Source organism: Spirosoma flavus, from assembly GCF_054778555.1.
This window is the reverse complement of record NZ_BAAGZL010000003.1, coordinates 166676-179408: the sequence shown is the minus strand read 5'-3', so window position 1 is coordinate 179408 and position 12733 is coordinate 166676. Positions and strand designations below refer to the sequence as shown.

The window sequence follows — 12733 nt, the reverse complement described above, 5'->3', positions numbered from 1 at the left end:
AGCGAAAAATCGTCCAGAAGATTCGCCATTCGCTCTTTCATTCTTTCGCTCTTTAACTAGAATGGTCACTCACGATAACCCAGCGGTTTTTGATTTTGCGCCAGAGGAGCGTGAAATGCCCCTCAGCGTCGCCAACCTTTGGGCGAGTGAGGTGGAATCGTCCGATGACATACGCTACGTTAGGTGCATGAAAATCCAGTTGCAGAATATCAAATTTGAGGGTGCCCATGGAGGCCCGGTCAGGATACCGCTTTTTGTAATTGGCCAACGTGGCCTGATAGCCATACGTAACGCCCGCTTTGCCAATAAACGTGAGCGAATCGGAAGGCCAGTAGCCAACCATAAATTTATCGACTTTACCAGCGTTCCAATCCTGAGTTTGCCGTTTCAGAATGGCAAGAATAGCTCGTCGGTCGTGGTTGGCTGGGTCGGTAGTGGAAGCCTGTTGACCAAAAGCAGGTTGAATAAACAGGCCCAGCAAAGCAAGGAGAAGAAGACGGTTCATGGATTTGGGATTTTAATTAGGCGAAGGTACGTATTAAACCGTGCCGGGGTTGACCCATCTCAGGATTTCTGAAAACAGATGTTACTTCGATACGTCTTATCTTTACAGCCAAATTGCTGACAGACGATTTATGAATAAGATTCAGAAATTTTACAATGAGTACAAGCCGTATATTTTTTCGGATGGCTGGTACTACGTCTTTATCGTCGTCTTCATCATCTTTCTGTTCATTTTCTTCTCCTGATTCAAGGGAAATTTATCTCAGCACGTGGCGAATCGTTCATCTGTTCTGGCCATTATCAACCCCAATTCCGGTACTACGTCGGCCGAGCAGAAAGCGTTACTACGCGATGCTTTTCTGCGACAGGCCGATGCGTTCGGCTTTAACCCCGACGTAGTACAAACAACGCATCCCGGACACGCTACCGAAATTGCGAGTCAGGCGGTAGCGCAGGGCGTTAATCGAGTTATTGCCATCGGTGGCGATGGTACGATCAACGAAACTGCAACTGGCTTACGAAAGTCTGCTACGTCGTTGGGTATTGTTCCTATTGGATCGGGCAATGGACTGGCCCGGCATTTAGGTATTCCGCTTAAACCAATGCAGGCAATCGAACGGGCACTGAAAGGTCGGCCCGTCATTATTGACAGTGGCGAAATCAACGAATATCCATTTTTCTGTACGGCCGGAATGGGCTTTGAAGCTTACGTAGCCCATGAGTTTGCGAAGGAGCCAGTACGGGGTTTGCCTACGTATATACGTACCGCCTTTCGTTCGTTCTGGGGTTACAAGCCCCAACGATTTAACGTAGCAGGGCAGGAAAAAGAACTGTTTTCGATGACATTCGCCAATGCAGGGCAGTTTGGTAACAATGCCTGGATGGCTCCTACCGCCAATATTTCTGATGGGAAACTCGAGCAATGCGAAGTCAGGCCCTTTCCGACTCAGGCTGCGGGTATGCTTACCTGGCAACTGTTCAACAAATCTCTGAATAGATCAACGTATTGGCGCGGGCATTCCATCACCAAATCGACAGTTGAGGTAGATGGTCCGTTGTTGATCCACGCGGATGGTGAACCGTTGATTTTACCCTCTGGGAAAGCTGAGATACGTATATTGCCGGGAAGTTTACTCGTATTGTTATAAGTCTATCAATATGCCTGCTGCTAAACGTAAAGTTGTTGTTTCGCTCGATACGTATCTGAGTATTCTGGCGGTTGTGTCCAGCTTTTGCGCCATTGGTATTACGTTCTACCAGGCATATTTGCAACGGACGCAGCAATATGCGTCGGTCATGCCGATAATGGATAGTTATCTGAATGAAGACGATAGTAATAATTCTTTTCATTTAGAATATGTGTTCATCAACAATGGTGTAGGACCAGCCATTATCCAACGAACGTTAATTACCTATAAAAAGAAGGAGTATAAAAATCTGCGCGATATTGCCAGGGTTATTGTCGAGGACAAGTTAGCAGCGAAAGAAATTAAACCCGAAGACGTAGAAGATTATACCGTGACAAAAAGCGATCTCTGGCCTAAGCGTGTAATTGCTCCTGGGCAAACTGTTGTGCTTTGTAATATCGACCATAAATACGTAGCACGCTGGATGGATGAAGCCATTGGAGCAGGAGATATTCGAGTGAACGTTTTATATGAATCAATTTACGGCGAACAATGGCGCTTTGATCCTGCTACTGAACGAATTGAATTGAGAAATGAGAAGGTGAATTAATGGTAAGTTTGATTAACCAGCCTACTGATTAAGTAAAGTCGTCTAAAACGTTGACACACAGTAACTGGAAATAGTAGAAAGCAAATTGCCCCAAAAGTTCATGAAAATTAGTTTACTCGCTCTACTCACTATTCTTTCCTACGTTGCTTCTGGTCAGGTACCAACTACACATACGCTTCGCGTTCAGGGCGATACGGTCCGGTGGGAGTTTAACGCTACCAATTCCACAGAGGTGATTCGCTTCTCGAAGATGGATTCTGTGGACAATTACAATTCTCCTCAAAAGTATGAGGGTAAGCTATGTTCATGGGTATTTGCGACCGGTAACCAACGTATCACAGTTGGGCATAACGATGGTAAATTAGTGGCTCAGCGTATTGCGCTAACTGACGGTATTACGACGAAATACATTCAGGTTAACTTTTTTGGCGATTTGTCGGCTCATTTTCCAGAGTCTTATCAACGTCGATTTCGAGGAACGGTTACGTACGAAATTCCTGAAGCATACGAACTCGCTAATGTGGCGATGGCATTGACTGAAGCAGGTCAGGCCGATGCGAACATGATTCAAAAAGAGGGAAATTACTTTTCACGAGTGAAGCAGTACTTCGCAGCATTCGTCAAGCACCCGCTTATTCTGCGGTTAAATGAGCGCTTGAAAAGCGATGGCGGCAATTTTTATTATGGTGTTCGTGAAAATGCCTACGCCATGGAATTGAGTAAAGACAATTTCCCAGTTAATCGGGGAGTATACAAGGCAATCTGGCCAAGGCTTAACGATATGGCTCAATATCCTGACCAGTGGGCCGACTTCGTTCGGAAGTCAGGGTTTCGCAGGTTCTACAGTAATAATCAAACGTTTTACAAAGACGACATTGCTGATGTGACACGATTGTTGCCGGTTAAACGCATGCAATTCTGGTTAGAGGCTCAGTTTCCGGGTATACGCTATGATGGTATGCGGGTCGTATTTTCGCCACTTATCAATGGCTCTCATTCCGCTCAGAAGTTTACCGATCAGGGCTATCGGGAAAGCCTGATGTTTATATGTGATGCCAAAGGATTCAATCGGAGCCAGTATACCGAGCCACAAATTGAAGGCATTTATTCGGGTGTAGTCTTTACAGAAATTGACCACAATTTTGTTAACCCTGTCAGCGACAAGCATTTACAGGCTATTAATGAAGTGTTTAGTAATCGTGATAAGTGGACAAAAAAAGGGGATACCGATCATTACGGAGGGGCTTATGAGGTATTTAACGAGTACATGACCCATGCTGTGCACGTGCTTTACATTAAAGACCAATACCCACCTGACGTATACCAGTTAGTTCGTCAACGTCGCGTCAGACTTAATGGGGAACAACGCGGATTTTATCGTTTTGAATCCTTTCTGAACGAACTGCAACGACTTTACGACAGCAGAAAACCAGGGCAAACTGTCTCAGATTTATTTCCGGCCATATTGAAATGGGCAGAGGATGTCTAATCAAGGGAAGATCGATTTGCTGGCTTAACTTATAAAATGTGTTGAATAGGATAAAAACGAGAGTTTGACCATAGTACATTGGCAGGATGAAGCCAAGCCGTCAGGTGCGGTGATATTCGGGTGAAAAATTTTATATGAATCGATTTACAGCGAACAATGGCGCTTTGATCCGGCTTCCGAACGTATTGAATTAAGAAATGAGAAAATAGAATAAGCAGAAATTAGTGCGTTTTTAGGCTTTTCATAGCCTCCATTAATGTGCTGTATATGTCGCTGGGTTTTGAATTATGCCAGTCCGTATTGGCTTCATTTTTAGCTTGTTCACTCTCCTTAATTCTCTCATACAACCACCAAATATTTCCAAACGGGTCTTTAAATCTGGCTAAATTAAGACCATTATAAAATGGACTGACTTTTGTAACAATTGTGCCACCAGCTTGCTCGGCCCTATCTAATGTTTCCTGCGCATTATCTACATAAACTTGTAAAAAAGCGGGCGTAAATGGCCAGTCTTCTTTCGAGTCTGCCAGTAAAATCATAGCGTCTCCAATTTGAATTTCTGCGTGTATAAGCGAGCCATCTTTATCCGGTGTACGTATTGATTTATTTTCTTTAGCTGAAAAAACGCTTTCCACAAATTCAATAAATTTTACCGCTCCGCCTTTTACAAGTACAAACGGATTGACTGTATTATAATGTGGTTGCTTTTGTTGTGAAGATTCTGAAGTCATGTTTATACCTATTTAGATGTCAATTTGGTTTTTAGTCAATTGCCACTGACATTCAACGTATTGACGTAGCAGATAACTTAAATAGTATTACTCGATAGCTCTGCAAATGTTCAGCTACTTGAGCGAGTTTCTATCTGCCAGATAATACGTTCTTGAGATGGATAGCTAACCCCAATGTCATAAATCCACCTGTTTCCTTGAAAAAACGAAACGATGTTACGTAACGTCGGGTTTTTCGTGAAGATGACCGATATTTGCCCCTCCAAAACTAGACTGATTGCCAGACACTACGTTGTTTGGCGTCTCTTATCCGATGTCTCAAAAAGTTGTTCTTGCCTTTAGTGGGGGTCTGGATACCTCCTTCTGCGTTAAATATTTGTCTGAAGACCGGGGCATGGAAGTGTACTCGGTGCTGGTCGATACGGGCGGTTTCTCCGATGACGAACTCAAAGCCATTGAAGAACGGGCGTATTCGCTGGGCGTTAAATCGCACAAGACGATTGCCAAAACGGATGATTACTACCAACAATGTCTGAAGTTTCTGGTATTTGGTAACGTACTGAAAAACAATACGTATCCGCTGAGCGTCAGTGCCGAACGTATCTTCCAGGCTATTGCCGCTGCTGAGTACGCCCGCGAAATTGGCGCGTCGGCTATAGCTCACGGCAGTACGGGCGCTGGTAACGACCAGGTTCGTTTCGACATGGCGTTTCGGATCATTGCGCCCGACGCCGAAATCATTACACCCATCCGCGACTTGCGTCTGTCACGTGAGGCAGAAATTGAATACCTGAAAGCGAAAGGCGTTGATCAGGAGTGGCACAAAGCGGCTTATTCGATCAACAAAGGCCTCTGGGGGACGTCGGTGGGCGGAAAAGAAACGCTGACTTCCGACCAGTTTCTTCCCGAATCGGCCTGGCCAACGCAAATCACGAAAACTGAGCCTGAAACCATTACGTTGACGTTTCAACACGGTGAAATCAAAGGAATCGGTGACGAGAAGTTTGCCAATCCAGTAGATGCCATTCGGAAAATCACTGAGTTAGCAGGGCCGTTTGGCATTGGTCGCGATATTCACGTGGGCGACACCATTATTGGTATTAAAGGGCGCGTAGGTTTTGAAGCACCGGCACCGCTGATTCTGATTAAAGGTCACCACGCGCTCGAAAAACACGTACTGGGCAAGTGGCAATTGTACTGGAAAGAGCAATTAGCGAACTGGTACGGCACCATGCTTCACGAAGGGCAATTTATGGACCCGGTGATGCGTAATATCGAAACATTCCTGGCTGATACGCAGGCACACGTAACGGGTAAAGTGCACGTATTGCTGGCTCCACATCGGTTCCAGGTGCTTGGTATTGAATCGGAACACGATCTGATGTCGTCGAAATTTGGCTCGTATGGAGAAATGAACAACGCCTGGACAGGCGACGATGTACGCGGCTTCTCAAAAGTGGCGTCGAATCAGGTCATGATTTACGAGAAAATTAACAATCAGTGATTGGTAAATCGCGAAAATACTGCGCTCCACGGAGTGTTGCTTACCCCCTGCGCTTACTGGACGTAGCAGTCGATCAGTATGCGCGGGGAGGCTACAGCCGTCGGCAATACAGTGCTGTTAACAACGTAGCACCGGAAATTCTGCTGATGACATCGGGACATTTGGGCGATGCGTTGATTTTGTCATATGCGTTTCCGCTAATTCGGCAGCAGTTCCCAATGGCGCAAATCGACGTATTGGCGGGCTCCTGGTGTGATCCGATCTGGAAAAATAACCCGTACATCCGGCGGGTGGTACACCTGAATCACGTCACTACGAATCGTCGGCCATTGACCCGATTTCAGAAGTGGCGTGAGTTTTTTCGTACCAGTCGAGCGGCCATTCAAACGCTACGTGACACGGTATATGATTACTCGGTAGATGTCCGGTTTTCGGATTCGCCGATGCACTTTGTGTTGCCGTATCTGAAAGTCAAACAAAAAATTGGTTTCGGCACGCGTGGATTTGGCGGACTGCTTGATCATGAGTTTTTTATGCCCGACGGCGAGGTTCATAATTTCGACCTGATTCTTGAGTTGCTCAGGCCGATGGGTATCAATGCCGATCTGCGTTCGATTCAACCCTATTTTGTGCACCCAACATTGACACCGGATGCTTTGTGGCGAAAGTTGGATCGCCCGTTTCCGAGCGGAAAACCTATTCTTATTTTTCCTGAATCGGGTAATCCTGTGCGGATGCTGTCGGTTGACTTCTGGCGTGAACTGGCCAGTCAACTTCTGGCAGAAGGCAATAATCCGCTCGTATTTGGTGGACAAACGGCTTTCACAACCCAAGTTTATGAGCGTGTTTTGACTGATAATCCTGGTGCCGCTGACCGATTAGCGCCAGCCGTTGGCAAGTTAACGCTTCAGGAAATTGCCAGTTTAAGCGAACAATCGCAGGCGGCTTTTACGCTCGATTCGTTGCCGATGCACCTGTGCTGTTTAGGCTGCCCGACCTGTTCCTTTCAAAAAAACGGCATGGGTATTCAGTTTTTCCCGATTGCTAGCCAACCGACACTCGTACTGCACAATCATGCTCTGAGTAGAGAATTGGTGCTAGATCGATCTGGCTTCGTAAGCGAATACGTAACGACTTTTGAGAAACCACAGATTGACCGGGCTATGGAATGGTTTCGTGGTCTGGATGGTTAAATGAGAAGTTATAAAGTTATAGAGTTGTAGGGTTATAAAGTTGATTGCGCACGGATGAAAACTTTACAACTTTATAACTCTGCAACTCTACAACTTCAGAAAAGTATGGATAAAATCAACGTAGGAATTATCGGTGGGGCGGGGTATACAGGTGGCGAACTGCTACGTATTCTCCTGAATCACCCGTTTGTCAATATCGCTTTTACGCATAGTAACAGTCAGGCGGGAAAGCCCGTTTGGTCGACGCATACTGATTTGCTTGGCGATACTGATTTAACTTTTTCAGGTGGCGAAACCGCCGAATTAGTAGCTCAGGAAGGGCTGGACGCTATTTTTCTTTGTTCTGGTCACGGGGCATCTGCTACGTTCATGGCTAACCACGACGTATCAGACGATGTCATGGTAATTGATCTCAGTGCTGACTTTCGCGACGAACACGATGATTTTGTGTATGGCCTTCCGGAACTCCAGCGCGAACGTATTCAGGAAGCGACACGTATCGCCAATCCGGGCTGCTTTGCGACCAGTATTCAACTGGCGCTCTTGCCATTAGCGAAAGCTGGAAAATTGACCAGCGACGTACAAATTAGTGCCATTACGGGAAGTACGGGCGCTGGTCAGGCGTTGGTGCCAACAACAGGTTTTACGTGGCGGAATAATAACGTATCGATTTATAAAGCGTTTACGCACCAGCACTTAGCCGAAATCCGCCAGAGTTTAACGCAACTTGAACCTGAATTTAAGTCTGCTATCAATTTTGTGCCGTACCGGGGCGATTTTACGCGGGGCATCATGGCAAACGTATACACGCCTTTTTCAGGAACGCTGGACGAAGCGAAACAACTCTACAAAAGTTATTACGACGGCCATCCGTTCACTCACGTAAGTGATACGTCCATCGACATAAAACAGGTTGTGAACACCAATAAATGCCTGTTACATCTCGAATTGCATGATGGTCAATTGCTGATTACCAGTGTTATTGATAATTTGACCAAAGGCGCGTCGGGGCAGGCCGTGCAGAATTTGAATCTGGTATTTGGCTTCCCAGAAGACACGGGTCTCCGATTGAAATCCGTAGCATTTTAGAGCGCACAAACAGGCTCCGGCTGTTTGCAATAAATACGTTTATTAAACAGCCGGAGCCTGTTTGTGGCAAGGCTATGATCTCCACTGACCGATTAATTATCCGAAAACTTGCACTTGAAGACGCTTCATTTATTATTGAGCTACTCAATACGCCCGGTTGGTTGCAATTCATTGGTGATCGAGGTATTCGCACGCTCAACGACGCCCAGGCGTACATCCAAAATAGTGCACTAAAAAATTACGAGGAGCTTGGGTATGGGCCTTACTTGATTCATCATAAAGCAGATAATCAATTAATTGGCATGTCTGGGCTTTTCAAGCGGGAAACGCTGGATTACCCAGATGTTGGCTTTGCCTTAATGCCTGACTACATGGCAAATGGATACGGTTACGAAGCTGCATCGGCCGTCATCGAATATGCCAAAAGTGCGCTCCAGTTGCCCCGCGTTTACGGCATTACCAACCCAAGCAATAATCAATCAATCAAATTGTTAAAAAAGCTGGGCATGATCCTGGAAGGATCGTTTGCCTTCGGTCCTGAAAAAAAGGAGACGCTTTTATTCAAGTATGAAATGTAATGTATGAAGTAAGATACATGATGCAGAAAGCTGATATTACAAAATACACCATACTTTATACATCATACATTCTTTAATACTCGTACCACTCTCCCCACCACTTTTGCAGGCTTCGGCGGATTTCGGCTTCGCGGGCGTTGTGGCCGGGATCGTAGAGTTTGTGTCCTTTCAACGTATCGGGTAGGAAGTTTTGCTGGACAAAATTGCCTTCGTGGGAATGAGCGTATTGGTAATCTTTGCCGTAACCAATTTGCTTCATCAACTTGGTAGGCGCGTTACGTAGGTGCAGCGGAACCGGCAGATGAGCCGTTTGCTCGGCCAGCGCCAGAGCCTCATTAATGGCAACGTAGCTGGCGTTACTTTTGGGCGATGTAGCGAGATAGACCGCTACCTGGCTCAAAATGATACGTCCTTCGGGCATACCGATAGCTTTGATAGCCTGTACGGCTTCGGATGCCATAATCATGGCAGTGGGGTTAGCATTCCCGATGTCTTCCGAAGCCAGAATCAACATGCGTCGGGCGATGAAAACCGGATCTTCGCCAGCAATAATCATCCGGGCCATCCAGTAGAGGGCTGCGTTCGGATCAGAACCACGTAGCGATTTGATGAATGCCGAAATGATATCGTAATGTTGCTCACCGGACTTGTCATACCGGGCAATGTTCTGCTGCGCCACCGTAGTGACCATTTCGTCGGTAATAACCAATGGATCGGCGGATACGTGTGCCGAGGCCACTAATTCCAGCAAATTGAGTAGTTTTCGTCCATCTCCACCTGACAGATGTAGCAGCGAATCATACGAATCAACCGTTATATTTTTCGATTGAAGAAATCTGTCCTGCGCAATCGCCCTGTCAACAACCTGAATCAATTCGGTGCGGTCGAGAGCTTCCAGAATGTATACCTGGCTGCGTGAGAGCAAGGCGCTGTTTACCTCGAATGATGGGTTTTCGGTGGTGGCCCCAATCAACGTAATCTGCCCCTTCTCGACGGCTCCCAGAAGAGCGTCCTGCTGACTTTTGTTGAATCGGTGAATCTCGTCAATAAATACAACGGGCGGAAACATTCCGCTGGGGCGGCTTAATACGTCCCGAATTTCTTTTACGCCTGAATTAATCGCGCTCAGAGCAATAAACGGTCGATTGACGGCTTCCGCCAAGAGTAAGGCAAGCGTCGTTTTACCGACGCCGGGCGGTCCCCACAGAATCATGGATGGCAACCTCCCTGCGTTTACAGCACGACGTAGCGCACCATTTGGGCCAATAAGTTTTTGTTGTCCAATAACATCGTTAAGGGTGCGGGGACGAACCCGCTCGGGTAGGGGCGTTGAGTCTGTGTTCATTTGGCGAAGTTACGTAACGCGGACATCTTGTCCGCATGGCTGTATCGATATAACCATGCGGACAAGATGTCCGCGTTACAAACAAAAAACCCGGTAGCTAAGTTAAGGCTACCGGGTCTGGTCAGGTTTAGGAATAGACAGCGTCAGAGCGACACATTTTCGAGCGTAACATAACGCTTGAGGTTGCTCATGGCACCGAAAATCAGGTTATAAACCGATTGAATATTGATTTGCATGAGGGCGGAAATCTCTTCGTTGCTCATGTTCTGGAAATAGCGAAGATGAACCGCTTCACGCTGACGACGGGGCAATTTTTCAAGTGCCTGATGCAGACAGTCGTTTATAAACGTATCTTCTTCAAAAGCAATCATCAGGTTTTCGTGCGATGGATCGGCTCCGGGAAGCATATCGCCAACGCGACGACCATTACTCATATCATCCTGACTAATAAGTTTTTGTTCGGCGGTCAGGTGCCGAACCAATTTCCGTTTGATGGAAGCCATCAGGTAAAACCGCACCGACGTGGTAGGACCAATTGTAGTACGGTGTTTCCAAAGTTCGACAAACAGGTCGTGAATGCAATCTTTGATTAGAGCCCGATCGGTGGCAAAGTGGGCGCAGTAATGATAGAGGGTTTGAACATAATTTTGATAGAGTCGGGCAAACGCATTTTCATCACCACCGCGAAAAAGATTCCAAAGGGTTTCATCGTCGGGGCCGGTTTGGGTACGAGAGCGAGCCATGCTAGATAGGAAAAGTAAAGGTTAGGAATAGCCTTGAAGTGTGTAAACTTACCGATAAAAAATAGAATTAAAAAAAGTAGTTAAATAAAAATTTTTTTAACTGTTATTTCACTATTTGAAGAGGAGAGAAAGTAAACGTTTTTCCGTCGAATAACCCCTGGTCACTCAGCTTTAGGTTTGGAATGACCAATAACGCCATAAAAGAGAGCGTCATGTAAGGGGCTGATAACGTACTGCCTAACTCCTGTTTGGCAAATGCATCGAGCGATGCATATTCGCCGGCTACGTCGAAACCGTCATTGTCGGTCATCAGTCCGGCAACTGGTAGCGACAATAACTGCGTTTCGGGTGCGGTGGTGATGTGCAAAAACTCCCGGCGGCTCATTACGTCGGTGGCTTGTTCATCAGCAGCCTTGCCCGCAACCGCCGACAGGCCTCCTTTGGCCTCAATAATCAGATTTACAGCCTGGCAGATGCTCTCATCATCGCAGCCGACAGCGGTAATATTGTGAGAATCATGCCCAACTGATGAAGCGATGGCGCCGTGTTTCAAACCGAAATTTTTAATAAACGCCACTGCCGGGGGGGCATCCTGGTATCGGTTGACGACCACCAGTTTCAATATGTCGCGTGTCGGGTCCGGTACGATTTGGTTATTTTCTACAGATGCTTCGAGTTGAAGTTCGTTTGTGATTAACTGACCGTCTAAGGCTTCAATGACACGTATCATTAGTACTTCTCCATTTGCTTCGGCAGCGGGAACGGCAAAATCGGCGGGTGTTTTTGGCTTACAATTGAAGTGATTGATGTGTTCGCTACGTAAATCTGGAATATGCGTTTGGCCATTTTCGGCAACAAGCTCGCCATCGATGTAGGTTTGCTGCACACGGAAGTCCTTTAAATTTTTCACGACAATGTAATCAGCAGGGTCGCCTTCACGTAGCAAACCAACGGGTAGTCGGTAATGAAGCACCGGATTGAGGCAGGCCGCCCGCAGCACATTCCACAGAGAGTGTCCTTTGCCCAGCGCCCGCATCACCAACTGATTAATATGTCCGGTGGCTAACGTATCAGGGTGCTTGTCGTCGGAGCAGAACATAATTTGCGACGGAAACTCATCGATCAGCGGAATCAAGGCATCGAAATTACGGGCTGCACTACCTTCCCGAATCAGGATATTCATGCCCCGCTGCGCCTTATCGAGCCCTTCTTCATACGTAAAACATTCATGATCGGTGGTAATACCCGCGTCGATGTATTTCTGGGCATCGTCGCCCATCAGGCCGGGAGCGTGTCCGTCGACGGGTTTGTTGAAGGCTTTCGCGAGGGCAATTTTGGCCATTACGTCGGAATCTTCCTGCAGAACGCCCGGAAAATTCATCATCTCGGCCAAATATCCAATCTCCTTTAAGCCAAGCAGTTGTCGAACATCTTTTACGCTTATTGTAGCCCCTGCCGTTTCGAACCTAGTAGCCGGCACGCACGATGGCGCGCCAAACATGAATTTGAACGGAACGCGCTTCGCTTCGTCGATCATGTATTTTACGCCCTTTACACCCAGTACGTTCCCTATTTCGTGTGGGTCCGATACGGTCGCTACCGTTCCGTGCAAAACGGCCAGCCGAGCAAACTGCGGGGGGGTAAGCAGCGAACTTTCAATATGTACATGTGCATCCACAAAGCCCGGAAGCACGTAAGGAACGTCTGGACGTTCGGGACCGAGTGGCGTGATACGGGTAATTCGACCATTCTCGATGGTCATTGTACCGTAAAAAATAGTATGGTCGAAAAGATTGAGTAAGTTGGCGGTAAGCATACAG

The 12733-nt window shown here is 46.8% G+C and carries 12 protein-coding genes; 7 read left to right on the top strand and 5 right to left on the bottom strand.

Annotated features, from left to right (window positions below; all coding sequences use genetic code 11):
- Window positions 1-52: 52 nt before the first annotated feature.
- Window positions 53-505 (bottom strand): YybH family protein, encoded by a 453-nt coding sequence (locus ACYVF1_RS17360; protein ID WP_461081074.1) that lies wholly within the window; start codon window positions 503-505, stop codon window positions 53-55.
- A gap of 268 nt (window positions 506-773) precedes the next feature.
- Between ACYVF1_RS17360 and ACYVF1_RS17355 the strand changes: the two genes are divergently transcribed.
- The 3 genes from ACYVF1_RS17355 (at window position 774) to ACYVF1_RS17345 (ending at window position 3730) form a co-directional block, all read left to right on the top strand.
- Window positions 774-1652, top strand: a complete 879-nt coding sequence (locus tag ACYVF1_RS17355) for a diacylglycerol/lipid kinase family protein (RefSeq protein ID WP_461081072.1) — start codon at window positions 774-776, stop codon at window positions 1650-1652.
- A 10-nt stretch (window positions 1653-1662) separates the two neighbouring features.
- A complete protein-coding gene (locus ACYVF1_RS17350) occupies window positions 1663-2241 on the top strand; it encodes a hypothetical protein (RefSeq protein ID WP_461081070.1) in 579 nt (192 codons plus the stop codon).
- Window positions 2242-2341: 100 nt separating this feature from the next.
- Window positions 2342-3730 (top strand): DUF4932 domain-containing protein, encoded by a 1389-nt coding sequence (locus ACYVF1_RS17345; RefSeq protein ID WP_461081068.1) that lies wholly within the window; start codon window positions 2342-2344, stop codon window positions 3728-3730.
- Window positions 3731-3951: 221 nt separating this feature from the next.
- Here the strand turns inward: ACYVF1_RS17345 and ACYVF1_RS17340 are convergent, their stop codons facing one another.
- The gene (locus tag ACYVF1_RS17340) at window positions 3952-4461 is read right to left on the bottom strand and encodes a VOC family protein (protein WP_461081066.1); all 510 of its coding nucleotides are present in this window, start codon (window positions 4459-4461) and stop codon (window positions 3952-3954) included.
- A gap of 313 nt (window positions 4462-4774) precedes the next feature.
- Here ACYVF1_RS17340 and argG point away from each other — a divergent pair, with 313 nt between their 5' ends.
- From argG to ACYVF1_RS17320, 4 genes are all read left to right on the top strand, one after another.
- Window positions 4775-5965 (top strand): argininosuccinate synthase, encoded by a 1191-nt coding sequence (argG, locus tag ACYVF1_RS17335; RefSeq protein ID WP_461081064.1) that lies wholly within the window; start codon window positions 4775-4777, stop codon window positions 5963-5965.
- Complete coding sequence (locus ACYVF1_RS17330) at window positions 5962-7158, top strand: glycosyltransferase family 9 protein (RefSeq protein WP_461081062.1); 1197 nt, start codon at window positions 5962-5964, stop codon at window positions 7156-7158. The genes argG and ACYVF1_RS17330 overlap by 4 nt, the downstream gene beginning before the upstream one ends.
- A 105-nt stretch (window positions 7159-7263) precedes the next feature.
- The gene (gene argC / locus ACYVF1_RS17325) at window positions 7264-8247 is read left to right on the top strand and encodes an N-acetyl-gamma-glutamyl-phosphate reductase (RefSeq protein ID WP_461081060.1); all 984 of its coding nucleotides are present in this window, start codon (window positions 7264-7266) and stop codon (window positions 8245-8247) included.
- Window positions 8248-8321: 74 nt separating this feature from the next.
- On the top strand, window positions 8322-8825 hold the full coding sequence (locus ACYVF1_RS17320) for a GNAT family N-acetyltransferase (protein WP_461081059.1): 504 nt from the start codon (window positions 8322-8324) through the stop codon (window positions 8823-8825).
- A 73-nt stretch (window positions 8826-8898) separates the two neighbouring features.
- On the opposite strand, the gene ACYVF1_RS17315 is transcribed toward ACYVF1_RS17320, so the two are convergent.
- The 3 genes from ACYVF1_RS17315 to ade form a co-directional block, all read right to left on the bottom strand.
- Window positions 8899-10170: a replication-associated recombination protein A gene (locus ACYVF1_RS17315; protein ID WP_461081057.1), complete on the bottom strand. Its 1272-nt coding sequence runs from the start codon at window positions 10168-10170 to the stop codon at window positions 8899-8901.
- Between the two features lie 143 nt (window positions 10171-10313).
- On the bottom strand, window positions 10314-10913 hold the full coding sequence (locus tag ACYVF1_RS17310; protein WP_190885223.1) for an RNA polymerase sigma factor: 600 nt from the start codon (window positions 10911-10913) through the stop codon (window positions 10314-10316).
- Window positions 10914-11016: 103 nt separating this feature from the next.
- The gene (gene ade, locus ACYVF1_RS17305; protein ID WP_461081055.1) at window positions 11017-12729 is read right to left on the bottom strand and encodes an adenine deaminase; all 1713 of its coding nucleotides are present in this window, start codon (window positions 12727-12729) and stop codon (window positions 11017-11019) included.
- Window positions 12730-12733 lie beyond the last annotated feature (4 nt).

What these genes read in the sequence shown, in the direction of transcription:
- argG (WP_461081064.1), top strand. Translation starts at nt 4,775, where the DNA reads ATGTCTCAAAAAGTTGTTCTTGCCTTTAGTGGGGGTCTGGATACCTCC.
- ACYVF1_RS17315 (WP_461081057.1), bottom strand. Translation starts at nt 10,170, where the DNA reads ATGAACACAGACTCAACGCCCCTACCCGAGCGGGTTCGTCCCCGCACC.
- ACYVF1_RS17320 (WP_461081059.1), top strand. Translation starts at nt 8,322, where the DNA reads ATGATCTCCACTGACCGATTAATTATCCGAAAACTTGCACTTGAAGAC.
- ACYVF1_RS17360 (WP_461081074.1), bottom strand. Translation starts at nt 505, where the DNA reads ATGAACCGTCTTCTTCTCCTTGCTTTGCTGGGCCTGTTTATTCAACCT.
- ACYVF1_RS17350 (WP_461081070.1), top strand. Translation starts at nt 1,663, where the DNA reads ATGCCTGCTGCTAAACGTAAAGTTGTTGTTTCGCTCGATACGTATCTG.
- ade (WP_461081055.1), bottom strand. Translation starts at nt 12,729, where the DNA reads ATGCTTACCGCCAACTTACTCAATCTTTTCGACCATACTATTTTTTAC.
- argC (WP_461081060.1), top strand. Translation starts at nt 7,264, where the DNA reads ATGGATAAAATCAACGTAGGAATTATCGGTGGGGCGGGGTATACAGGT.
- ACYVF1_RS17310 (WP_190885223.1), bottom strand. Translation starts at nt 10,913, where the DNA reads ATGGCTCGCTCTCGTACCCAAACCGGCCCCGACGATGAAACCCTTTGG.
- ACYVF1_RS17340 (WP_461081066.1), bottom strand. Translation starts at nt 4,461, where the DNA reads ATGACTTCAGAATCTTCACAACAAAAGCAACCACATTATAATACAGTC.
- ACYVF1_RS17345 (WP_461081068.1), top strand. Translation starts at nt 2,342, where the DNA reads ATGAAAATTAGTTTACTCGCTCTACTCACTATTCTTTCCTACGTTGCT.